25 protein-coding genes are annotated in these 22296 nt (G+C 69.2%); 11 read left to right on the top strand and 14 right to left on the bottom strand.

Features of this window, described 5'->3' with window-relative positions; genetic code table 11:
- Window positions 1–25: 25 nt before the first annotated feature.
- The 3 genes from AB7P10_RS07355 to AB7P10_RS07345 form a co-directional block, all read right to left on the bottom strand.
- The gene (locus tag AB7P10_RS07355) at window positions 26–1327 is read right to left on the bottom strand and encodes an NAD(P)/FAD-dependent oxidoreductase (RefSeq protein WP_428293184.1); all 1302 of its coding nucleotides are present in this window, start codon (window positions 1325–1327) and stop codon (window positions 26–28) included.
- On the bottom strand, window positions 1324–2244 hold the full coding sequence (gene speB, locus AB7P10_RS07350; RefSeq protein ID WP_428293183.1) for an agmatinase: 921 nt from the start codon (window positions 2242–2244) through the stop codon (window positions 1324–1326). The genes AB7P10_RS07355 and speB overlap by 4 nt, the downstream gene beginning before the upstream one ends.
- Window positions 2245–2367: 123 nt before the next feature.
- Window positions 2368–3681, bottom strand: a complete 1314-nt coding sequence (locus tag AB7P10_RS07345; protein ID WP_428293182.1) for an AsmA family protein — start codon at window positions 3679–3681, stop codon at window positions 2368–2370.
- A gap of 117 nt (window positions 3682–3798) precedes the next feature.
- On the opposite strand from AB7P10_RS07345, the gene gstA reads away from it, so the two are divergent.
- A complete protein-coding gene (gstA, locus tag AB7P10_RS07340; RefSeq protein WP_428293181.1) occupies window positions 3799–4404 on the top strand; it encodes a glutathione transferase GstA in 606 nt (201 codons plus the stop codon).
- Here gstA and AB7P10_RS07335 read toward each other — a convergent pair.
- A complete protein-coding gene (locus tag AB7P10_RS07335) occupies window positions 4401–5615 on the bottom strand; it encodes a YbfB/YjiJ family MFS transporter (protein ID WP_428293337.1) in 1215 nt (404 codons plus the stop codon). The genes gstA and AB7P10_RS07335 overlap by 4 nt on opposite strands.
- Window positions 5616–5751: 136 nt before the next feature.
- Here AB7P10_RS07335 and AB7P10_RS07330 point away from each other — a divergent pair, with 136 nt between their 5' ends.
- The gene (locus AB7P10_RS07330) at window positions 5752–7119 is read left to right on the top strand and encodes a transaminase (protein WP_428293180.1); all 1368 of its coding nucleotides are present in this window, start codon (window positions 5752–5754) and stop codon (window positions 7117–7119) included.
- A gap of 9 nt (window positions 7120–7128) precedes the next feature.
- Here AB7P10_RS07330 and AB7P10_RS07325 read toward each other — a convergent pair whose 3' ends face one another.
- On the bottom strand, window positions 7129–7725 hold the full coding sequence (locus AB7P10_RS07325) for a hemerythrin domain-containing protein (RefSeq protein ID WP_428293179.1): 597 nt from the start codon (window positions 7723–7725) through the stop codon (window positions 7129–7131).
- An 82-nt stretch (window positions 7726–7807) separates the two neighbouring features.
- A complete protein-coding gene (locus tag AB7P10_RS07320) occupies window positions 7808–10126 on the bottom strand; it encodes a heavy metal translocating P-type ATPase (protein ID WP_428293178.1) in 2319 nt (772 codons plus the stop codon).
- Between the two features lie 138 nt (window positions 10127–10264).
- On the opposite strand from AB7P10_RS07320, the gene AB7P10_RS07315 reads away from it, so the two are divergent.
- From AB7P10_RS07315 to infA, 8 genes are all read left to right on the top strand, one after another.
- Complete coding sequence (locus AB7P10_RS07315) at window positions 10265–10462, top strand: heavy-metal-associated domain-containing protein (protein ID WP_428293177.1); 198 nt, start codon at window positions 10265–10267, stop codon at window positions 10460–10462.
- A 2-nt stretch (window positions 10463–10464) separates the two neighbouring features.
- A complete protein-coding gene (gene cueR, locus AB7P10_RS07310; protein WP_428293176.1) occupies window positions 10465–10989 on the top strand; it encodes a Cu(I)-responsive transcriptional regulator in 525 nt (174 codons plus the stop codon).
- Window positions 10990–11053: 64 nt separating this feature from the next.
- Window positions 11054–11635: a Spy/CpxP family protein refolding chaperone gene (locus AB7P10_RS07305; RefSeq protein WP_428293175.1), complete on the top strand. Its 582-nt coding sequence runs from the start codon at window positions 11054–11056 to the stop codon at window positions 11633–11635.
- A gap of 413 nt (window positions 11636–12048) precedes the next feature.
- Complete coding sequence (gene minC, locus AB7P10_RS07300; RefSeq protein WP_428293174.1) at window positions 12049–12825, top strand: septum site-determining protein MinC; 777 nt, start codon at window positions 12049–12051, stop codon at window positions 12823–12825.
- 38 nt (window positions 12826–12863) lie between these two features.
- The gene (gene minD, locus AB7P10_RS07295; RefSeq protein WP_428293173.1) at window positions 12864–13679 is read left to right on the top strand and encodes a septum site-determining protein MinD; all 816 of its coding nucleotides are present in this window, start codon (window positions 12864–12866) and stop codon (window positions 13677–13679) included.
- Window positions 13680–13682: 3 nt separating this feature from the next.
- A complete protein-coding gene (gene minE / locus AB7P10_RS07290) occupies window positions 13683–13943 on the top strand; it encodes a cell division topological specificity factor MinE (RefSeq protein ID WP_297648695.1) in 261 nt (86 codons plus the stop codon).
- A gap of 370 nt (window positions 13944–14313) precedes the next feature.
- Entirely contained in the window at window positions 14314–14580 is a 267-nt protein-coding gene (locus AB7P10_RS07285; protein ID WP_428293172.1) for a hypothetical protein, read from the top strand.
- A 28-nt stretch (window positions 14581–14608) separates the two neighbouring features.
- On the top strand, window positions 14609–14863 hold the full coding sequence (gene infA / locus AB7P10_RS07280) for a translation initiation factor IF-1 (protein ID WP_056265133.1): 255 nt from the start codon (window positions 14609–14611) through the stop codon (window positions 14861–14863).
- 16 nt (window positions 14864–14879) lie between these two features.
- Here infA and AB7P10_RS07275 read toward each other — a convergent pair whose 3' ends face one another.
- The gene (locus AB7P10_RS07275) at window positions 14880–15908 is read right to left on the bottom strand and encodes a patatin-like phospholipase family protein (protein ID WP_428293171.1); all 1029 of its coding nucleotides are present in this window, start codon (window positions 15906–15908) and stop codon (window positions 14880–14882) included.
- A gap of 6 nt (window positions 15909–15914) precedes the next feature.
- Window positions 15915–17012: a 3-deoxy-7-phosphoheptulonate synthase gene (locus tag AB7P10_RS07270; protein ID WP_428293170.1), complete on the bottom strand. Its 1098-nt coding sequence runs from the start codon at window positions 17010–17012 to the stop codon at window positions 15915–15917.
- Between the two features lie 153 nt (window positions 17013–17165).
- Here AB7P10_RS07270 and AB7P10_RS07265 point away from each other — a divergent pair, with 153 nt between their 5' ends.
- Window positions 17166–17654 carry a hypothetical protein gene (locus tag AB7P10_RS07265; protein ID WP_428293169.1) on the top strand — a complete coding sequence of 163 codons (489 nt, stop codon included), beginning with the start codon at window positions 17166–17168 and terminating at the stop codon, window positions 17652–17654.
- Here the strand turns inward: AB7P10_RS07265 and AB7P10_RS07260 are convergent.
- The 6 genes from AB7P10_RS07260 to AB7P10_RS07235 all read right to left on the bottom strand — a co-directional run bounded on the left by AB7P10_RS07260 (window position 17635) and on the right by AB7P10_RS07235 (window position 22159).
- Window positions 17635–18288, bottom strand: coding sequence for a 3'-5' exonuclease (locus AB7P10_RS07260; protein WP_428293168.1), 654 nt, complete (start codon window positions 18286–18288; stop codon window positions 17635–17637). The genes AB7P10_RS07265 and AB7P10_RS07260 overlap by 20 nt on opposite strands.
- 87 nt (window positions 18289–18375) lie before the next feature.
- Entirely contained in the window at window positions 18376–18786 is a 411-nt protein-coding gene (locus tag AB7P10_RS07255) for a DUF4148 domain-containing protein (protein ID WP_428293167.1), read from the bottom strand.
- A 127-nt stretch (window positions 18787–18913) separates the two neighbouring features.
- Window positions 18914–19330 carry a PaaI family thioesterase gene (locus AB7P10_RS07250; RefSeq protein WP_428293166.1) on the bottom strand — a complete coding sequence of 139 codons (417 nt, stop codon included), beginning with the start codon at window positions 19328–19330 and terminating at the stop codon, window positions 18914–18916.
- Between the two features lie 35 nt (window positions 19331–19365).
- Window positions 19366–20748 carry an MATE family efflux transporter gene (locus AB7P10_RS07245; RefSeq protein WP_428293165.1) on the bottom strand — a complete coding sequence of 461 codons (1383 nt, stop codon included), beginning with the start codon at window positions 20746–20748 and terminating at the stop codon, window positions 19366–19368.
- Between the two features lie 13 nt (window positions 20749–20761).
- A complete protein-coding gene (locus AB7P10_RS07240) occupies window positions 20762–21469 on the bottom strand; it encodes an SDR family oxidoreductase (RefSeq protein ID WP_428293164.1) in 708 nt (235 codons plus the stop codon).
- A 99-nt stretch (window positions 21470–21568) separates the two neighbouring features.
- The gene (locus tag AB7P10_RS07235; protein WP_428293163.1) at window positions 21569–22159 is read right to left on the bottom strand and encodes a TetR/AcrR family transcriptional regulator; all 591 of its coding nucleotides are present in this window, start codon (window positions 22157–22159) and stop codon (window positions 21569–21571) included.
- Window positions 22160–22296: the final 137 nt, after the last annotated feature.

Raw genomic sequence — 22296 nt, 5'->3', positions numbered from 1 at the left:
TGGCGCGGCTCAAGTCCTTGCCGGCTCAGAGCACATCCCGCAACCGGTGCCACAGCATCCCCAGCGCCAGACTGGGTGTGCGCAGCAGCGGGCCGCCAGGGAAGCGGCGGTGTTTCAGGCGCGCGTAGACGTCGAAGCGGCCGGCCTGGCCTTCGATGGCTTCGGCCACGAGCTGGCCGGCCAGGCCGGTGAGGGCCACGCCGTGGCCGCTGAAGCCTTGCAGGTAGTAGAGGTTGTCGCCCAGGCGGCCGAAGTCGGGCGCGCGGTTCATGCTGATGTCGACGAAGCCGCCCCACACATGCTCCACGGGCGCCTCGCGCAGCGCGGGAAACACCTCGCCCATGCGCTGGCGCATCACGCCCTCCAGGTTGGCGGGCGTGCGGGTGGTGTAGCTCACGCGGCCGCCGAACAGCATGCGATGGTCCGCGCTGAAGCGGAAGTAGTCGAGCACGAAGTTGTTGTCGCACACCGCGGCGTTGCCGGGGATCAGGCGCGCGCAGAGTTCGGGGTCCAGCGGCGCGGTGGCCACGATGTAGGTGCCCACCGGCATGATGCGCGGCGCCACCTCGGGCGCCACGCGCGGGCCGTATTCGGGCAGCATGCAGTTGCCCGCCAGCACGCCGAAGCGCGCCCTCACCTGCCCTTGCGCGGTGCGGGCCACCAGCGTGGTGCCGCGCTGCAGCGCCGTCACGGGTGATTGTTCGAAGATGCGCACGCCCGCCGCCTGCGCGGCGCGCGCCAGGCCCAGCGCGTACTTCAGCGGGTGCAGGTGGCCCGAGCGCTGCTCGCGCCCGGCGGCCACGTAGCGCGGGCTGTTGATCAGGCGCGGCAGGTCCGCGCCCTCGGCCCAGTCCACTGCAATGCCGCGGTGTTTCAGGCCTTCCATTTCCTCGTGCAGCGCCATGGCCTTGCGCGCGGAGTCGGCCACGTACACATAGCCATTCACGCGGTCGCATGCGATGCCGTGCGCGGCGATGCGCGCGTCCATCAGGTCGATGGCTTCGAGCGACATGTCCCAGGCGCGCTGTGCGTCGGCCGCGCCGAGCTGTTGTTCGAACGGGCCCAGGCCGCTGGCGTAGCCCACGATGGCCTGGCCACCGTTGCGCCCGCTGGCGCCGCTGCCAACGCGGTCGGCCTCCAGCAGCACCACCGAGAGGCCGCGCTGCGCGAGTTCGAGCGCGGCGCTCAGGCCGGCAAAACCCGCGCCCACCACCACCGCGTCGGCTTCCAGCGCTTCCTGCAAGGGCGGCAGCGGTTCGGGCCGCTGCACGCTGGCTTCGTAATAGCTCTTCTGATTGAGCTGGGTGTCGGAGCCGATGAGGTTCATCGCTTCGCAACCTGCCCGCTCAGGTAGGTCCACACAAAGGCGGCGGCGGCGTTGGTCGTCAGTTCGGCGTGGTCGTAGGCCGGCGCCACTTCCACACAGTCCATGCCGATCCAGTTCAGGTCGGCCAGCTCTTCGAGGAAGGTCAGCACCTGCGAGCTCGTCATGCCGCCGGGTTCGGGCGTGCCGGTGCCGGGCGCGAAGGCCGGGTCCAGGCAGTCGATGTCGAGCGTGAGGTAACACGGGCGCTGGCCGATGCGCGCACGGATCGCGTCGATGGCGGGCTGCAGGCCCGCGCCGTCGCGCCCGCGCAGCGCGCGCGCGGTGAAGATCTGCCCGCCCTGGTCGGCCACGTACTCGCGCGCGGCGCGCTCGCCGCTGGAGCGGATGCCGATCTGCACCGTGTGCGCCGCGCTCACCAGCCCCTCCTGCAGGGCTTCATACGTCCAGGTGCCGTGGCCCGAGGGCTCGCCGAAGTGGTCCACCCAGGTGTCGCAGTGCGCGTCGAAATGCACCAGCGCCAGCGGTTCGCCGCCGTGCCGCGCCTTCGCCGCGCGCAATAGCGACAGCGTCACCGAATGGTCGCCGCCGAGGAACACGCAGTGGTGTTTCGCCATCAGCGCGGCGGCCTGTGCCTCGATGTGGCGGCGCACCTCGGGCAGGGGCGAGGCGTTGGGCAGGCGCATGTCCAGCGCGTCGCCCAGGTGGGCGAGCGGCGAGACGTCGAACACCGGGTGGATGGCGTCGCACAGCATCAGGCTGGCCGCGCGGATCGCCTGCGGGCCGAAGCGCGCGCCCGGCCGGTTGGTCACCACACCGTCGTAGGGCACGCCCGCGATCGCGAACGGCTGCGCGTCCAGCGGCGCGCAGGCCATGAAGCGGTTGCTGTTGTTGGCGTAGGCGAACTGACCCAGGGCCATGGGGACATCCTCGGGGAAGGTAGCAGGGGGGAACACAAAGTGGAGCCAGAAGATACCGCCGCCCCGACCACCCGAAGGGTCCAATCGTCCGGGGGCCCCGGCGTCCACCCCGCGCCTGGCTGCCTATTTGCCGAACAGGTCCTTGAGGCCTTCGCCGATCCGGTCGCCCAGGTTGGCGCCCGCGCCGGTGCCCACACCCGGCGCGATCACCGTGCCGATGGCCGCACCCAGCAAGGCCGCGCGGGTAAGGGTGACGCTGGGTTCGTCCAGCGTGCCGCCCACGGCCAGCGGCACACCCACCACCTGGCCGCCGGCGCCGCGGGTCATGTCCACGCGCACACGGCCCGAGAGCGCGCGCGAGGGTGCCACCGTCACCTCGCCGGTGGCGGCCAGCACGCCCGAACTCGCCACCAGGTTCGTGAGCGTGATGGTCTGGCCACGCGTGGCCACCTGGCCGGCCAGCGTGTCCAGCTCGGTGATGCCACCGCGCTGCAGGCCCACGCTGAGCACCGCGGCGGCCAGGTCCAGCCCCTGCAGCACCGCGCCGTTGACGGTGAAGCGCGTCTGCGTGCGCAGCGCGTCGGCGATGGCGGCGGTGCCGGCCTTGGGGTCGATGCGCGCCGACAGCGTGGTCTGCGCCTCCAGCTCGCCGGTGAGCGGGCGGCTCGGCGCGGTCAGCGCGGCCACCTCCACCCCGCGCGTCTGCAGCTCGCCCTCGAACACGATGTGGCGCGCCTTCGGGTCGCCCGCCACCGGCAGCGTCACCTTCAACGGCCCCTGCACCGTGCCGCCGCCCACGTCCACCCGCAGCGTCCAGGCGGTCTGGCCGGGCGCGTCGCGCTGCAGCCGCGCCGTGGTGCCGGCGAGCGCACCGTCGGTGATCTCCACCTGCGCCGACGCGGGCCAGCCGTCCTCGTCCAGGTCCGACTGCGCGCTCACGGTGGTGCGCCCGCCCTGTTCGCCAACCCATGTCACGCCGTCGAGCACCATGCGGCGCGGCAGCCAGCCCAGGTCCAGCCCCTCTTCGTCGCCGTCAGCCGGCGCGGCGGCAGGGCCCTTGTCCGGCGTCTGCAGGCGCGCGGCCAGCAGCACCAGCGTGGCCTGCGGCAGCACGGCCTCGCGCACCACCAGGGTGTGCACCTGCAAGCGCCCGGCCAGCAGCGCGCCCCAGGCGGGGCGTGCCTCGATGCGCTCCAAAGTAAGTGCCGGCTTCGCCTGAATGTCCAGCCCCTCCAGCACCACCGCCGGCAGGGGCCATATGTCCACATCCACCTGCGACAGCTTCACCGGCACCCCCAGGGCCGCGCTGGCCTCGCGCTCGACGCGCTGGCGAAAACCGTCGCTGCCTGTCCACTGGTGCAGGGCGATCACCACCCCCACCCCCAGCAGCAGGAACAGGGCGGTGGCCAGGGCGAGGAGTCGGAGCAGGCGGCGCATGGCCCCATTGTGCCGAGCAGGGCCGCGATGTCCTCGCGCCAGCACGAATGCCCTGGCGCGGCTAGCATGCGCACGCCGTGCCCCAACCCGGGGCCTGTTCCCGAGGACCTTCCTTCCATGAAGCTGTACTACTCCCCCGGCGCCTGCTCGCTGTCCCCGCACATCGCCCTGCACGAAGCCGGCCTGGCCTTCGAAGCCGTGCCCGCGCCCACCAAGACCCACCAGCTGCCCGACGGCACCGACTACTACACCATCAACCCGCTGGGCTATGTGCCCCTGCTCGAACTCGACAACGGCGAACGCCTGCGCGAGGGTCCGGCCATCGTGCAGTACATCGCCGACCAGGTGCCGCAGAAAAACCTGGCCCCGGCCAACGGCAGCATGGAACGCTACCGCCTGCAGGAATGGCTGACCTTCATCGGTACCGAGGTGCACAAGGGCTTCTCGCCCCTGTTCAACCCGGCCACACCGGAGGAAGTCAAAACGGCGACCAAAGAGCGGCTTGCGGGCCGGCTCAAGTGGGTCGACAGCCAGCTCGCGGACAAGCAGTACCTGATGGGCGACACCTTCAGCGTCGCCGATGGCTACCTGTTCACCGTCACCAACTGGGCGCCGCGCGTGGGCGTGGACATCAGCGGTCTGGCGAACCTCAACGCCTACCGCGCCCGCGTGGCCGCACGGCCGGCGGTGCAGGCCGCGATGAAGGCCGAGGGTCTGGTCTAGACCAGCGCGCGCTGGCGCCACGCCAGCGCCGCGCCCACCCACAGCGCGACCGCCGAGAACACCAGGCCGCGCGCCAGCCCGCCCGGGCCGTCGGCGATGAAGCCCACCACCGTGGGGCCGACGATCTGGCCGGCGGCGAACACGATGGTGAAGGCGCTGATGCCCGCGGCCCACTGCGCGGGCGGGAGGTTGTGCCGAACCAGCGCCGTGGTCGACGCAACCACCGACAGGAACACGCCGCCGAACACCAGACCCGAGGCCAGCACCAGCGGCCAGCTCGCGGTGAGCGCGGGCACGATGGTCGCCACCCCCAGCAAGGCGTTGAGCCGCGCCAGCGCCTGCCCGTCGCGGTGGCGGTCCAGCAGCCCGGCCCAGATGCGCGAGGACGCGATCACCGCCAGCCCGAGCAGCGCATAGAACGTGGTGATGGCCGCCGCCGCGCTGCCCTGTTCGCGCAGCAGCGCGATCACGAAGGTCATGTAGCCGATGTAGCCGATGCCGAAGCCGGCGTAACCCGCGAGCGAGAAAGCAAAGTCGCGCAAACGAAACAAGTGCCCGCCCGTGGCCTGCGCGCTGGCCACCGGCGCTTCCTGGCGCGCCAGCACCCGCGCCGGCCAGGCCATGAGCACCGTGGCCATCAGGCACACCAGCGCCAGCGCCCACCAGGCCCAGGCCCACGCGTGGGCTTGTCGCGCGGCGGCCGCCAGCACCGGTGGCACGCCCAGCGCCGAGACCACGATGCCCAGACCCGTGCCGCCGTAGTACAGGCCCAGCAGGAAACCGCTGCGCCGGGGCTGGCGCGCCCCCAGCCGCGCCGCGAGCAGGCCCCCGGCAATGAACACCAGCGCACTGGCCACGCCGGCCAGCAGGCGCTGCGCCAGCAGCGGTGCGGCGGCGGTGAAGAAGCCGCTCAGCCCCATGAACAGCGAGGCCAGCAACGAGCCGCCCAGCAGCAGCGAAGTGGGCGAGAAGCGCCGCATCAGCCAGGGCGTGGCCAGCGCGCCGATCAGGTAGCCCAGCGCATTGAAGGTGTTCATGGCACCGGCCAGCGTGTAGCTCCAGCCCAGGTCCTCGCGCATCGGCGGCAGCAGCAGGCCGTAGGCGAAGCGCGTGATGCCCAGCGACACCGCCGCGCCCAGCGAGAGCGCGAGCGCCAGGCGCACATAAGGGGTGGTGTCGGGCGGCGTGGGCGGGGCGGAGCTGGGGTCCATCGGGCGGTGATCGGGCATGGCCGGGCCATTGTGGTGGATTCGTGCGCCGCTGGCGCCGGTGCCATTTCGTTGTGGGCCGAAATGTCCAATCGCGCGCCCCTCGCCAGCGACCACCATGCGCCCTTAAGCTGGTGCCATGCCAACGCCCCGCATCGCACCCGCGCGCATCCGCGCGCTGCAGCACGCCGAACGCGAACACTTCCTCGCCACGCATCCGGCTTCCCTGGCCCTGGGAGAGGCCGCGCAGCAGCACTACCTGTTCGGCGTGCCGCTGCACTGGATGCGCGACTGGCCCAGCCCGGCCAGCCTGTTCGTGCGGCAGGCCCGGGGCGTCACGCTCACCTGCGCCGACGGCCTCGACTACGCCGACTTCTGCCTCGGCGACACAGGCGCCATGTTCGGCCACAGCCCCGGTGCCGTTGCGCAGGCCATCGCGCGCCAGGCCGCCCAGGGCCTCACCTGCATGCTGCCCACGACTCTTGCGCCCGCCGTGGGCGCCGGCCTGCAGCGTGTGTTCGGGCTGCCCATGTGGCAACTGGCGCTGAGCGCGAGCGACGCCAACCGCTTCGTGCTGCGCTGGGCACGCGCCGTCACCGGGCGACCAACGCTGCTCGTGTTCGACGGCTGCTACCACGGTGCCGTGGACGACACGCTGGTCGACCTGGATCCCGCCAGCGGCGCCACCCTGCCGCGCCCCTCGGTGCTCGGCCAGGTGCACAACCACGCCGACTTCACGCGCGTCGTGCCCTTCAACGACCTGCCCGTGCTCGAAGCGGCGCTGGCGCGGCGCGACGTGGCCTGCCTGCTGGCCGAACCCGCGCTGACCAACTTCGGCCTGGTGCCGCCCGCGCCGGGTTTCTGGGATGCGGCGCGCGCGCTGTGCCGCGAACACGGCAGCCTGTTCGTCTGCGACGAGACGCACACCGTCTCCACCGCGCTGGGTGGCTATGCGCAGGCCCACGGACTCGAACCCGACGTCCTGGTGGTGGGCAAGGCCGTGGCCGGTGGCCTGCCCTGCGCGGTGTATGGCTTCACCCTGGACATGGCCACGCGCATGGCTGCGGCCAAGGCGACCGCGCCCGAGGGGCACAGCGGCATCGGCACCACGCTGTCGGGCAATGCGCTCACCCTGGCCGCGCTTGACGCCGCGCTGGAACACCTGCACACGCAGGCGAACTACGACCACATGCTCGCGCTGGCCGAACAACTCGAGCAGGGCCTGGCCTCGCGCATCGCGCGCGCCGGCATGCCCTGGACGGTGACGCGCCTGGGCGCACGCATGGAACTGCAGTTCATGCCGCACACGCCACGCAACGCGCAGGATGTGCGCGAACACGCGCAGACCGAAATGGAAGCCCTCACACACCTCTACATGCTCAATCGGGGCGTTCTGCTCACACCGTTCCACAGCATGCTGCTGGTCTCACCCGAGACCGGTGCGCAGGACATCGCGCGCCTGCTCGCGGGGTTCGACAAGCTGCTGGCCGAACTGGCCACGAACTGAGCCAGCGGCTCAGGCCTCGCCCAGGCCCACCGGTTCGGGCGCGTTCATCACGATGCGGGTGAACAGGCGATCAAACTGCGGATCGCGCGGCTCCTGGGGATTGAGCGGATCCCTGTTGCGAATGAAGGCCGCATCGAGCTCGCGCCAGTCCTCGTCCTTCAGGCTGCGCTCGGCCTCGGGCAGCAGCGCCGTTTCTTCCAGCCGCATGTGCTCCAGGTAGAACGCGACGTAGCGGCGGGCCTCGCTCTCGAACGCCGGCCGGTGCAATTCACCCAGGTACTCCCAGGCCATGAGCAGGTGCACCAGCTCGCGCACCCGCATCTCGCCACCCATGTGGTCGCGCTCCAGCTGCTCGATCGTGGGCATCACCTGCGGCGCGGCGCGCGCCAGGCGCGGGAACAGCAGGTTGGACTCCTTGGGGTGGTGCAGCTTCTCGGGAAATTCACCGATGTAGAACAGCATGGCGCGCAGCACATCGAAGAAGCGTTCGTTGTCGTCCCTGCCGTCGGGCTGTGGTCCGCGCTGCAGCATCTGCAGCAGCGATTGAAGCATCGCGCTCAGGCTGGCGTGTTCGTTGCGGATGACGCGCAGGGTGTCGTGTTTCATGTCGGTCTCCTCGGCATGGCTCGAGCATGGCCCAGGTACCCACGCCACGCCTTGACCTGGGTCAAGGGATGCGCACGGCCCTTCAGCGCTGCGGCGGTTGCCATCGCCTGAGCAGCAGCGCGTTGCTGACCACGCTCACCGAACTCAGCGCCATCGCCGCTCCGGCCACCACCGGGCTCAGGTAACCGAGGGCCGCCAGCGGGATGCCCGCCACGTTGTAGGCAAAGGCCCAGAACAGGTTCTGCCGGATCTTGCGCACCGTGCGGCGCGAGATGTCGAGCGCGGCGGCCACCAGCATCGGGTCGCCGCGCATGAGCGTGATGCCCGCGGCATGCATGGCCACGTCGGCGCTCGCGCCCCGGCCGTGGCTCATGGCCATGCCCACGTCGGCCGCGGCCAGCGCGGGCGCGTCGTTCACGCCGTCGCCCACCATGGCCACCGTGTGCAAGCTCCCGCCAGACTTCAACCGGCGCACCACCGCAGCCTTGTCACCTGGCAACACCTCGGCAATCACCTCGTCCTGGTCGGCGCGAAGTCCCAGGCGCGTCGCCATCGCCTGCGCCGCGCCGCGGTTGTCGCCCGAAACCATGAACAACCGCATGCCCCGCGCGCGCAGGCCGGCAATGGCCTCGGCGGCGCTGGCCTTGGGTTCGTCGCCGAACGCCAGCAAGGCCAGCGGCGACCAGACTGCCGCCGCGGCAGCGTCGCCCGGTGTCTGGCTGGCCAGCACCGACACCGAGGCACCGTCCGCCTGCAGGGCTTTCGCGCGCGCTTCGAGCGGACCAAGCGCCGCGCCCAGTTCGTGCATCCAGCGCAGGCTGCCCAGCGCCAGCAAGGCACCGTTCACACGCCCCTGGGTGCCCCGCCCAGACACCGCCTGCACCTCCTGCGCGGCATCCGTCGCCACCCCGATCGCGCGCGATGCCGCGGCTTCCAGCACCGCGCGCGCCAGCGGGTGCGCGCTTTGCGCCTGCAGGGCGGCCGCGACTTGCAACACCGCCATTTCGTCCACACCTTCGGCGGCTTCGATCACCTGCAGGCGCGGGTGTCCTTCGGTCAGCGTGCCGGTCTTGTCGAAGGCCACGGTGTCGACCTTGTGCGCGATCTCCAGCGCCTGCGCGTCCTTGATCAGGATGCCGTGTCGCGCGGCCACACCGGTGCCTGCCATGATGGCCGCCGGCGTGGCCAGCCCGAGTGCACACGGGCAGGCGATCACCAGCACCGCCACCGCGTGCAGCAGGGCCTCCTCGAGCGGGGCGCCCATCCACCACCAGCCCACCATCGTGAAAAGCGCAATCACCAGCACCACCGGCACGAACACCGCCGCGACCTGGTCCACCATGCGCTGCACCGGGGCCTTGCCCGCCTGCGCGTCCTGCACCAGACCGATGATTTGCGCGAGCACGCTCCGCGCGCCGACCGCGCGCACCCGCACGTCCACCGCTCCCTCGCCATTGAGCGAACCACCGGTCACACCATCGCCCACGTCCTTGGGCACCGGCATGGCCTCGCCGGTGAGCATCGATTCGTCCGCCTGCGTGTGGCCTTGCACCACGGTGCCATCGGCGGCGAAGCGTTCACCGGGCAGCACGCGCACCACGTCGCCAGGCAGCAACTCGTCCACCGCCACGTCGATGGCTTCGGTGCGCCGCGTCCCATCGGGCAGCAGGTGTGCTCGCTCGGGCCGCAGCGCGTGCAGCGCACGAATGGCGGTGGTGGTCTGGCGCTTCGCTCGCGCCTCCAGCCACTTGCCCAGCAACACCAGCGTGATGACCACCGCCGACGCCTCGTAGTACAGGTGCACCATCTCGCCCGCATCGGCGCGCCACCACAGCCAGGTCGAAAGCGCCCAGGCCGCCGTGGTGCCGATGGACACCAGCAATTCCATGTTGCCTGTGAAGGCCTTCAGCGCATGCCAGCCGGCACGATAGAAGCGCGCACCCAGCACGAACTGCACTGGCGTGGCCAGCACGAACTGGATCCAGGCCGGCAACATCCAGTGCTGGCCAAACAGGTCGCCCACCATGGGCAATGCCAGGGGTGCCGAGAGCAACACACCGGCCAGCACGGGCAACAGGTCGCGCGGCACGCCCATCCAGCGCCGATCGCTCTCATCGTCCGCGGCCTCCAGCGTGCGCGGCTCGTAACCCGCATCGCGCACCGCGCGCTTGATGCGCGCCAGGGATTCCATCTCGTCCACGCCACTGACCAGGACGCGCGCGGACTCCGTGGCCAGGTTCACGGTGGCGTCGCTCACACCTGGCTGCTTCTTCAGCGCTCTCTCCACCCGCATCACACAGGACGCGCAGGTCATGCCACCGATGCCCAGGTCGATGCGGGCAGGGGGAATGGACGAAAACAGCCCTCCAGATTCGGATGGAATGGTGATGAGTGTGTTCATGCCGGCAGCATAAGGTTTGCCATCATGGGAAGGTAAAGCTGTTGTAGCCAACTGTGACGGTCCACCAACCAGATCTTGACCTTGACACCATGTCAGGGATCAGAATGGCTGCACATTGTTCACCAGCAAGGAGTTCCCATGAACCAGATCTTCAACGTCACCGGCATGACCTGTGGCCACTGCGAACAAGCCGTGACCCGCGCCATCAAAGAGGTCGATCCCCAGGCGCAGGTGCGCATCGATCGCGGCCAGAACCGGGTCGAGATCGACACCGCCCAGCCACGCGAAGCCCTGATCGCGGCGATCCGCGAAGAAGGCTACGAAGTGGCTGTCTGACCATGGACGAAGACACGGACACAGCCAGCGACGCACTCATACGCTGGCCCGTAAACATCGGCAAGGCGGCTCAGCTCAGCGGCATTTCGCCCAAGATGCTGCGCCACTACGAGTCGCTCGGCCTGCTGGCCGAGGTACCTCGCACCGACAGCAACTACCGACAGTACGGTCTGGCCGACGTGCACACGCTGCGCTTCATCCGGCGTGCACGCGACATGGGCTTCGGCCTGGAGGCCATCACCGAGCTGGTGAGCCTGTGGCACAACCGCAGGCGCAGCAGCGCCAGCGTCAAGCGCATCACCCAGAAACACCTGGACGACCTGGGCCAGCGCATCGAAGCCCTGCAGGCCATGCAGCGCACCCTGGGCCACCTGCTGCACCTGTGCCCCGGAGATGGCCGGCCCGATTGCCCGATCCTGGACGATTTGAGCCACCCTGCGTCCACATTTGTTGCACGAAGCGGGACAAAAATTTACAAACCCGCCACACCGGCGGCACGGAGCGGAAACAAGCGCGTCCGACACTGAAACCACTCCGCAGCCGACACCCGGTCCTGTGGAGATCCTTCCACCATTGCCACAGGAGCCTCTCATGACCCACTTCCCGAAACGTGCCCTGCTTGCCGCCGCGCTGGCCACGGCCTTCGTCGGCGCCACCGCCACCGCCATCGCACAGGGCGTGGCAACGCCAGCCGCCGAACCGCAAGCGCAGGTCACACCCAGGGCCGGTGAACCCGGTGCCCAGCAACACGCACAGAAGCGAGCCGAACGCATGGCCCGCATGCAGCAGAAGCGCGCCGAACGGCAGGCAGCCCTGAAGGCCGAATTGAAGATCACCCCCGCGCAGGAACCCGCCTGGAATGCCTTCGTGGCACGCACCCAGCCACAGCCCAGGGCCCAGCACCCGGGCCAGCGCGAAGACTGGTCCCAGCTGACCACGCCCGAGCGCCTGGACCGCATGAAGGCACGCCAGGCCGAACGCAGCGCCGCGATGGACCAGCGCGCCGATGCCATCCGCAGCTTCTACGCCGCGCTCGATGCCGAGCAACAGAAGGTCTTTGACTCGAAGCACCTGCCCGGCTTTCAGCGCACCGGCATGCAGCGCCAACATGGCGGGAAACACCACCACTTTCATCGGCAAGGTTCCCACGACGGCATGAAGCAACCGGTGTGAAGGCACGGAGGACAACGGGGCTGCGCCTGTTTTCCTCTCTTATATGAATACTGTTAATTCAAGATAGCAGTAGTAGTAGAGGGCGCTGTCCGCTGTGGACAAGCGCCCTTTCTCCTTTCCCTTCAAGCACTTGCAGAGCACCAAACGCTGTGTGAAGTGCCCTGTTGACGGTGTCCGTGAACGGGGACAACCTGCGCCGCGGCACAGCGCCTGTGGACAAGCGGCCACTTGTTCAAAAGTTACACACAGCGTTGTGCGCGCAAGGCGCCGGGCGGATCGGAAACATGCCCTGACACCTGTGCACAGACGCTTGCGAAAGCGGGCCTGAACGGCTGGTAAGATGCGCCGCTGTCACCGACAGACCTGCACCACCGGCGTCCTGCAGCCGGCCCGTTATTGGATCCGTTTCGCCCATGTCCGTTGCCCTCGCAGGAACCGCCCCCGCCACCTTTGAAATCAAGAGCGCGCAACTGCCCCTGGTGGCGCTCATGCTCAAGTCGTCCGATCTGAACCGCCTGGCAGAGGAATTCGCCCAGCGCTTCGGCGACATGCCCGACTTCTTCGACCACGACCCGCTGGTCATCGACCTGCACCCGCTCAATGTGGCTGAGGCCAACGCCCTGCCCGACTTCGGCGCACTGCAAACCTTGTTGCGCCAGTACCGCCTGACGCCGCTGGCCGTGCGCGGCGGGACCGTCGAGCAGACCGCACTGGCCGTGGCGGCCGGCCTCACGCCCGCGCCGGACGCGAACGTGCAACGCACCCCGCCGGTGGTTGGACCGACCGAGATGGCCACCGCTCCCGAACCCGAACCGATGCCGGCGCTGCCCGAACCCATCGCGGGCGCGCTGGTGATCGACAAACCCCTGCGTTCGGGTCAGCAGGTCTATGCGCGCGGCCGCGACCTGGTGGTGATGGCCATGGTCAACCCGGGGGCCGAGGTCATCGCTGATGGCCACATCCACGTCTATGCGCCGCTGCGGGGCAAGGCCATCGCGGGTGCGCGCGGCAACGCCGATGCGCGCATCTTCGCGCTCTCGATGGCGCCCGAACTCATTTCCATCGCCGGCATCTACCGCACCAGCGAAGTTGCACTGCCCGAGTCGGTGCAGGGCAAGACCGCCCAGGTGCGCCTGGTGCCTGGCCCCGAGGGCGAAGACAAGCTCGTGATCGACGCCATCGGTGTCTGAAGCGCTCGCCCCATTTTTTGAACAGAAGGACCGCCACCATGACCAAGATCGTTGTCGTCACCTCCGGCAAGGGCGGCGTGGGAAAGACCACCACCAGCGCCAGCTTCGCGTCCGGCCTCGCCTTGCGCGGCCACAAGACGGCCGTGATCGATTTTGATGTCGGCCTGCGCAACCTTGACCTCATCATGGGCTGCGAGCGCCGCGTCGTGTACGACCTGATCAACGTGATCCAGGGCGAGGCCAACCTGAACCAGGCACTCATCAAGGACAAACAGTGCGAGAACCTGTTCGTGCTGGCCGCAAGCCAGACGCGCGACAAGGACGCGCTCAGCCAGGAAGGCGTGCACAAGGTGCTGACCGACCTCGCCGCCATGGGTTTCGAGTACATCGTCTGCGATTCGCCCGCGGGCATCGAGACCGGCGCGCTCATGGCCATGCACTATGCCGACGAGGCCCTCATCGTCACCAACCCCGAAGTCTCCAGCGTGCGCGACTCCGACCGCATCCTGGGCATGCTGGGCAGCAAGACGCAGCGCGCCATCGATGGCAAGGACCCCGTCAAGGAACACCTGCTGATCACACGCTACAACCCGGGCCGCGTGGCCGACGGGCAGATGCTGTCGCTGGAAGACATCCAGGACATCCTGCGCATCAAGCTGATCGGTGTGATTCCCGAAAGCGAAAACGTGCTGACCGCCTCCAACCAGGGCACGCCGGCGATCCACCTCAAGGGCACCGACGTGGCCGAGGCCTACAGCGACGTGATCGACCGCTTCCTGGGTGCCGACAAGCCGCTGCGCTTCATCGAGGCCGAAAAGGCCGGCTTCTTCAAGCGCGTGTTCGGGAGGAAGTGAGGCATGTCCCTTCTGTCCTTCCTGCTCGGTGAGAAGAAAAAAACCGCCAGCGTCGCCAAGGAGCGGCTTCAGATCATCCTGGCGCACGAGCGCAGCGGTCGCAGTGCCTCCGAGCCCGACTACCTGCCCGCGCTGCAGCGCGAACTGGTCGCGGTGATCGGCAAGTACATCAAGATCAACCCGGACGACATCAAGGTCCAGCTCGACCGCCAGGACAACCTGGACGTGCTCGAGGTGAAGATCGAACTGCCCGACCGCAAATGAGCCGGCGACCCCGGACTGGCGTCTTTTCGCCAGCCGGGCTATAATGCGCGGTCGCCTTGAGCGACCAGCCGCGTCAAAGCCTCACCGCCACGATGCAGGTGCCCCTGGCAGAGGGGCTGTGCTGGTCCAGCCCCTGCAAGGCGCCGCGCCACACCGCCTTCTCACGGCACCGTGGCTCTCCCTTTCCTCCCTGCTGTTGCCGATGCCTCTGCCGTGGCTCGTGCGCCGGCCCTGGCCCGATGCCTGTTGCACCGGACCCGGATGACCCGGCGGGGAACCCCGGCGCTGGGGCTGCCAGCTGTTTTTAGACAGGCTTCGGGCCTGACGGGCGCGCCCATGATGGGCGTGCACGGGCCCACCGATGAATTTGATGATCCATACAACAAGCACAACACACACGAGACCAACGCCTCTGACCCTCGGCAAGTACCGCATTGCGGCTTTTCCGCGCGCCCTGCCGGGTGGCCTCTTTGCAGCGCAGGTGTCCATTGCCAGCGGCCAGGGCAGCGCGTCCACGGCGCGCGTTATCCGCTTCGACAGCGCTTTCCCCACGCACGACGCGGCGGCCGATTACGCCCTCGCCCAGGGCATCGACTGGGTGCAGGACACCAACCGCCAGGCCGCCCGCCCGAACTGACCGATACACTTCACGCAAAGGAAACACCATGGCCAAGGAAGAACTGATCGACATGATGGGCATCGTCAACGAGGTGCTGCCCGACACGCGCTTTCGCGTGACGCTGGACAACGGTCACCAGCTGATTGCCTATTCCGCGGGCAAGATGAAGAAGAACCACATCCGCATCCTGGCGGGCGACCGCGTCTCGCTGGAACTCTCTCCCTATGACCTGACCAAGGGTCGCATCAACTTCCGCCACATCGAAGGCCGTGGCCCGATGGTGCCGCGCAAGCCGCGCTGATCCTTCCGGTTTCGCCCTAGTAGAACAGGGCTCCCAGGTCGGCGCTGCTGCGCCGTCCCACGTCGGCGTGGTGCGCCGACAGCCACGCGCTGCCGTGCTCACGGCCCAGCGCAAACAGCATCTCGAAAAAGCGCATGTTGGCCGCGACCTTGCTCTCGGTGCTCAACGCGCCCATGACCTCGCCGGCCTCGATCACATGAAAGTGCGTGCCGGCCAGGCGCCGGTCGAGCTCACCGCGCCGCCACCACGTGCTGCGCGCGGCACGTTCGCGCAGGTGGGCAAACATGCGCATCTCGCGCAGGAACGTGGCGTTGAACGCCAGCTCCATCATCCGGCTCTTGATGTCCGCCGCCGACTGCGGAGTGGCGCTGTGCTTGAGCGGCGCGAGCATCACCAGCAGGATGTCGCGCGCGTCGCACTCATGGAACAGCGGAAACACGGCCGGGTTCGCCGCGTAGCCTCCATCCCAGTACGGATCGCCGTCGATCACCACGCTTCGGTGCATGGTGGGCAGGCAGGCCGAGGCCAGCACCGCGTCGGGCGTGAGCTCGGGCGCGCGGAACAGCCGCAGCTTGCCGGTGTTGACGTTGGTGGCCGCCACGAACAGCTTGATGGGGCTGTGCGCCCGCAGGCGTTCGAAATCGACCTGACTGGAGAGAATCTTGCGCAGCGGGTTGAGGTCGAACGGGTTGAGCTGCTCGGGTGAGAAGTAGTGCGTCCACTGCAGCATCAGCTGCATGGCCGGTGCCAGTCGCATGTCCTTGCCGTTGGCGGTGGGCACCGCCACCTCGAAAGGCAGGCTGCCAGCCACCGCGCTCCAGAAGCCGCGCAATGCATCGCGCGCGCCCTGTGTGCCACCCACCATCAGCCCTTGCGCCAACAGCACCGCGTTCATCGCGCCCGCGCTGGTGCCGCTCACGCCGTCGAAGCGCAGTCGCCCGTCTTCCAGCAGGGCGTCGAGCACGCCCCAGGTGAAAGCGCCGTGCGCGCCGCCACCCTGCAGCGCGAGGTTGATGGCGGGCGGGCCGCGCCAGGGAAGGACCACGGTGTCTCAGCCCTTGGCGCGCCGCGCCTGCACGGCAGCGGCCAGGCCGTGCAGCACGGGCACGGTCTGTTCGAATGAGATGCAGGCATCCGTCACGCTCACACCCGGTTGCAGCGGCTGGCCGGACACGATGTCCTGCCGGCCCTCGTGCAGGTGGCTCTCGATCATCACGCCGACGATGCGCGCATCGCCCGCGGCCACCTGCGCGGCCACGTCGGCCGCCACCTCGATCTGCCGACGGTGCTGCTTGCTGCTGTTGGCGTGCGACACATCCACCATCACCTGCTCGCGCAACCCGGCCTTCTTCAACAGCGCGCAAGCGGCGTCGACATCGGCCGCGCTGTAGTTGGGCTGTGCGCCGCCGCGCAGGATCACGTGGCAGTCCTCGTTGCCACGCGTTTCGAAGATCGCGGCCTGGCCCATCTTGGTCATGCCCATGAAGGCGTGCGCGGCGCGCGCCGCCTGGATCGCGTCGGCGGCCACCTTCACGCCGCCATCGGTGCCGTTCTTGAAGCCCACCGGGCAACTCAGGCCACTGGCGAGCTGGCGGTGGCTCTGGCTCTCGGTGGTGCGCGCGCCGATCGCGCCCCAGCTCACAAGGTCGCTGATGAACTGGGGGCTGAGCAGATCCAGGAACTCGGTGCCCACGGGCAGGCCCAGCGCGAGCACCTCCAGCAGCAGCGCGCGCGCCATCTCCAGGCCTTCGTTGATAGCGAAGCTGCCATCGAGGTGGGGATCGTTGATATAGCCCTTCCAGCCTACGGTCGTGCGCGGCTTCTCGAAGTACACGCGCATGACCACTATCAGGTCGTCCTGCAGTGCGTCGGCCTGGGCCTTGAGCCGCCGGGCGTAGTCGATGGCCTGGCCGTGGTCGTGGATGGAGCACGGGCCGACGACCACCACGAGGCGGTCGTCCAGCCCCTGCAGCACGCGCGAGATCGCCGCGCGGCTGCTTTCCACCAGTGCCTGCGCGGCATCGCCGGCGGGCTGCCACTCCTGCAGCAGTGCGGGGGTGATGAGCGGGCGCACGGCGCCGATGCGCAGATCGTCGATGCGGGTGGTGTCGTGGGTGGAGAGAACGGTGTGCGGGGTGTGGGTCTTCATGGCCAACGTGGAGATCGGGCAAACGGTTCGCGAACGCCCAAAAAGTCGCGCTGTGGCCGATTCTGGGGCATGGCCGGCATCAAGTCCGCCGCGTCACCGCCGAAACAAGTGGTTACGAGCCCGCGAGGGCGGCAACCGGCAAACGAGGCACGCATGAATACTTTCCGCATCACTTTGGCCGCACTGTGCATGGGTGCCCTGCCCGCCTTTGCGCAGTCCGTGCCGGCCGCCACCCCGTCGTTCGAAGACCGCTCCTCCGAGGTCTGGCTCAACGTGGGCGGCTTCTCGCGCCATTTCTCGCGCAACAAGGGCTACAACGAAAGCAATCTGGGCCTCGGGATCGAATACCGCACCAGCCCGGAGATCTCGTACATGGCTGGCGCGTACTACAACAGCGTGCGCAAGACCACGTCGTACGCGGCGGTGAACTGGCAGCCTCTGTCGATCGGCCCATTGAAACTGGGGGCGGCCATCGGCGTCATGAACGGTTATCCCTCGATGGCCAGTGGCGGCACCTTCTTCGCGGCCCTGCCCCTGGCGACCTGGGAAGGCAAACGCTATGGCATCAACTTCGGCGTTATCCCCTCGATTGGCAAGGTCGACGGCGCGGTGATCGTGCAGTTCAAGCTGCGCGTGCACTGAGCGCCAGCGGTACCGGGTGCCGCTGAGCCTGCGCATGCGCCTGCATGAAGCGCGGCAGAGCCGCGCGCGTGCAGCGTTGCAGTGCCATCAGGAAAGCGTGATCGGGCGTGTCCACCCCGTGCAACGTGCGCAGGTCGTGCTGGATGCGCCCCAGCAGCTCGGCGGCCATCTCGGCGTCAGCCAGCGCGCGGTGCGCCTGGCCGGTGCGCGGCAGCCGGAAAAAATCCACCAGCGAACCCAGCCTGTGGCTGGGCGCCTGCGGATACAGCCGGCGTGAGAGCAGCACCGTGCAGGCGAAGGGCTGCGAGGCATCCACACCCATGCGCGCGAGTTCGGCCACCCAGTAGCGGCGGTCGAACGCGGCGTTGTGCGCCACCATGGGCACATCGCCCACGAACCGCGCGGCCTCGCGCATCACCCGCTCGGCCGGTGGCGCCGCCTCGACCATGGCGTTGGTGATGCCCGTGAGCTGGGTAATGAACGCCGGGATGCGCACGCCCGCGTTCATCAGGCTCTGGTAGCGGTCCACCACGCGACCGTGTTCGGTGATCACGATCGCGACCTCGGTGGCGCGATCGCCCAGGCCCGGGGAAGTGCCCGTGGTCTCGAAGTCGATGACGGCGATGCGGTTCATGCCCGCACTGTAGCGGAGCGAACGAACGAACAGCCCCCGGTGCCTGCACGGCATGCGGGGGCTGAGGACACACCGGTCGCGCGGTGTTCAGCGCAGGGTCGACGGCATCGCGCCCTGGCCCACCTGCACCGCAGATGGGGTGTCGGCGGCCATGTGCATGGGGTACTGGCCCGGGTTCAGGTCGCGGAAGGTCGCACCGGTCTGGCCATCGGCCACCAGCTCGCCGCGGGCCCACGCGTCGCGCAGTTCGGCGACGACTTCAGCGCGGGTCTTGCCCATGGCGGCCATCGGCATGGCGCCAAAGCGCTGCGGGTTGAGTGCGCGTTGCGTCTGGCCGGTCTGGCCGTCGGCGATCAGGGTGCCGTTGCGTTGCGCTTCGGCGAGCTCGGCGCGCACCTGGTCGCGTGTCTTCGGGGTCGATGCGTCGGCAGCGAAGGCGGTGCCGAACGATGCGGCGGAGAGGGCCAGAACGATGAGGGAGAGGCGTGCGGTTTTCATGAGGCTTTCCTTTGGGTTGTGCCGGCGAGGCCGGCGTTGGGTTGCCCACTGGATACGCCCTGGCGCGCCCGCTGGATTCAACCCGACTACAACTCGAAACAAATACCCCGCGCTGCGCCGGCCCGGCTCAGGCCTTGGGGTACAGCACCATCTGCGTGCAGCGGAACAGCGCAATCGTCTTGCCTGTCTCGCGGTGGGTGACGGTCGCGTCCCATACCTGTGTCGTGCGGCCCAGGTGCGCGGGCCGGGCCACGCAATCGATGGTGCCCTCGCGCGCCGTGCCCAGGTGGTTGCTCTTGAGTTCGATGGTGGTGAAGCCGCTGGCGTCTTTCGGCAGGTTGGCCACGCAGCCATAGCCGCAGGAGGTGTCGGCCAGCGTCACCACGCTGCCCGCGTGCAGGAAGCCGTTGGGTGCCATGGTGTGCGGCTTCACCGCGAGTTCGCCACGCACCTCCCCCGGGCTCACGTGGGTGAACACCAGGCCCAGGTGGCCCGGCAGCGCGCCGGCGCCGCGCTGGTTGAATTGATCGGCAGGCTGGTTCATGAGGCGTCTCCTGGGTCGGGTGGTGATGATGGCACTCAGCGCGTCCAGCTGCCCAGCCGGATCGCGATGGCGAGCGTGGAACCATAGGCGACGAGGCTGAGCGCCACGATCGCGAAGAAGACGGCGGGCGGCGCCTGGAACACGCGCACGCACAACCAGCCGCCCACCGTCAGAATCACCAGGCGGCCCACGCTGCCGGCCAGCGGCCAGAACATGCGGCCCGCGCCCTGCGAGGCGAAGAACAGCGCCAGGCCCAGACCGAAGAAGGCATAGCCTGCGCCCACGATGCGCAGGTAAGTGGCGCCGAAGCCAAGCACCTGCGCGTCGGTGGTGAACAGATCCATCCACAGCGCGGGCGCGATCGCGGTGGTGACCCCGATGGCGCCCGTGATCGCCGCCACCAGCGCGCTGCCGGCCCAGGCCGCGCGCAGCGCGCGCGCCGACTGGCCCGCGCCCATGTTGGTCGCCACCATGGCCGTGAGCGCCGTGCCGAAACCGAAGGCGATCGGCACCAGGATGTATTCCAGCCGCGCGGCCACGCCATAGCCCGCGAGCGCGGCCGTGCCGTAGCTGCCCACGAAGGCCGTGGCCACGGCGATGGAGGCGTTGCTGATCACCGGGCTCATCGACGCCGGCAGGCCCACGCGCAGGATGTCGCGCAGCAGCGGCCGGTCCAGGCGCCAGGCCGTGCGGTGCAGTTGCACGGTGCCGTCGCGGCGCAGCAGGTACACCACCATCACCAGCGCCGACAGCGCATTGACAGCGAGAAAGCTAAATGCCGCACCCGCCACGCCCAGACCCGGCAGCGGGCCCCCGCCAAACACCAGCAACGGGCACAGCACCACGTGCAGCAGCGCGGTGCCCAGCAGCAGCACCGAAGGCAGCAGCATGTTGCCCGCGCCGCGCACGATGGCGGCCAGCACGTTGGTGAACCAGATCACCGCCGCACCGCCGAACAGCACGTTGGCGTACGCCAGCGCCGCGTCCAGCGCGGCACCCTGCCCGCCCATGCCGCTGAAGATGCTGCGCCCGAAACCGAGCAACGCCACCATGAACAGCAGGGCCAGCAAGGCCGCGATCACCAGCGCCTGCTGCGCGAGACGGCACGCGTCTTCCTGCCGGCCCGCACCCAGCGCGCGCGCCACGGCAGCGGTGGTGGCGCCACCGATGCCGCCGGCCGACATCTGCAGCATCAGCATCGACAGCGGCAGCACCAGCGCGATACCTGCCAGCGCGTCGGCCCCCACGCGCCCCAGGATGTAGCCGTCGTACCCGATCACGATGGTCATCGCGAACAGGCCGAGCACGTTGGGCGTGGCCAGGCGCACCAGCGTGGGCAGCAGGGGCGCATGCAGCATCTGCTGCAGTCGGGTCTGCGCCGGGCTGGCGGGTGTGTGGACGGGCAGGACGGCGCTCATGAGCGGGCTCCGGTCAACCGCGCGCATCGCGCAGGTAGATGCCCGGATCGGCCGCGAGGCCCTGCTTGACCTGCCGCGTGAGTTCGTCCGCCAGCACCTCCTCGGCGCCGGCCTCCAGCGCGTCCAGGGCGCGGCGCACCACGTCTTCCGGTGTCGACTTGGGCATCCCGATGTCCTGCGTCATGTCGGTGTCGACAAAACCCATGTGCATGCCCAGCACCTGCGTGCCCTGCGCGCGCAGTTCGTGGCGCAGGCCGTTCGTGAGCGCCCAGGCGGCCGACTTGCTCGCACCGTAGACCGCCAGCATCGGCGAGCTGATCCAGCTTGCCACGGAGAGCACGTTCAGGATCGCGCCCCCGCCGTTGGCCGCGAGCACGGGCGCAAAGGCCTGGCTCACGCGCAGCGGGCCGAAGAAGTTGGTCTCCAGCTGCGTGCGCGCCGACTCGATGCCGCTCTCAGCCAGGAAGCCGCCGAAGTGCGCGATGCCGGCGTTGTTGATCACCAGCGTCACGTCGCCCGCGTGGCGCGCCGCGGCCGCCACCTGGGCGCCGTCGTTCACGTCCAGCGCAAGGGCCTCAACGCCGGGCAGCGTGATGCTGGCCGGGTTGCGCGCGCCGGCGTAGACCTTGCGCGCGCCGCGCGCCAGCGCCTCGCGGGCAAAGGCCAGGCCGATGCCGCGGTTGGCGCCGGTGATGAGAACAGTTGCGTTGTGGAGTTTCATGGTGGGTTCCTGGGCAGGTGGTGAAAGGGTGGGAAGAAATATGATGGCCGTCATATTCGGGGGCGATCAAAAAACGGGCTGGATGCAAGCGCGCATCGCTCAGTTCGCGGAGGCGGTGTCGTATCGCGCCAGCAGGGCGGCGCGGTTGTCGGCCAGCAAGGCCTTGCCTTCGGCGTTGTCGCCCAGCGCGCGGGCGAGCTGCAGCGCGCCCACCATCTGGCTGGCGATGGCGGTGGCCGCTTCGTGCGCCGCGCCCTCGGGCAGGGAGCGCCCGACCAGCGCCACGAGGGCGCGCACGCGCTGCGCGGCGGCGTCGCGCACGTCGGCCGACTGGCGCGGCATCTCCGAGGCCAGCGCCGCCACGGCGCAGCCGTTCTCGGCGCCGGCCAGGTGCCGCTCCGACAGATAGCCCTCGATCAGCGCCCGAAACGGGCTCGCGCCGCGCGCCTGGCGCGTGGCGTTGCCCTTGGCGATGCGCTCGGCGCTTTGCCGCCCCGCGTGCTGCAGCGCTTCGGCCAGCAGCGCGTCGCGCGAGGCGAAGTGGGCGTAGAAGCCGCCATGGGTCAGGCCCGCTTCCTTCATGATGTCGGCCACGCCCACGCCCTGGAAGCCGGCGCGGCGGATCGCGCGCGCCGCCGTGTCCAGGATGCGTTCGTGGGTCAGGGCCTTGCGGCTGGGGGCTGTGTCCATGGCGACGGAGTGTAGCGCAGAATATGATAAGCATCATATTTCCCGCCCGGCCGCATGGCTTCTGGCAGCCGTGCGATCCGTCCCCGGTCGTCCATTCGTTCTGCCGATTCACGTGTCGGCGGCGGCCTCGTGGCTTT

The organism is Hydrogenophaga sp. (genome assembly GCF_050182545.1).
Lineage (GTDB): Bacteria > Pseudomonadota > Gammaproteobacteria > Burkholderiales > Burkholderiaceae_C > Hydrogenophaga.
The sequence above is the reverse complement of the archived record's forward strand: the minus strand, read 5'-3'. Positions and strand labels throughout refer to the sequence as shown.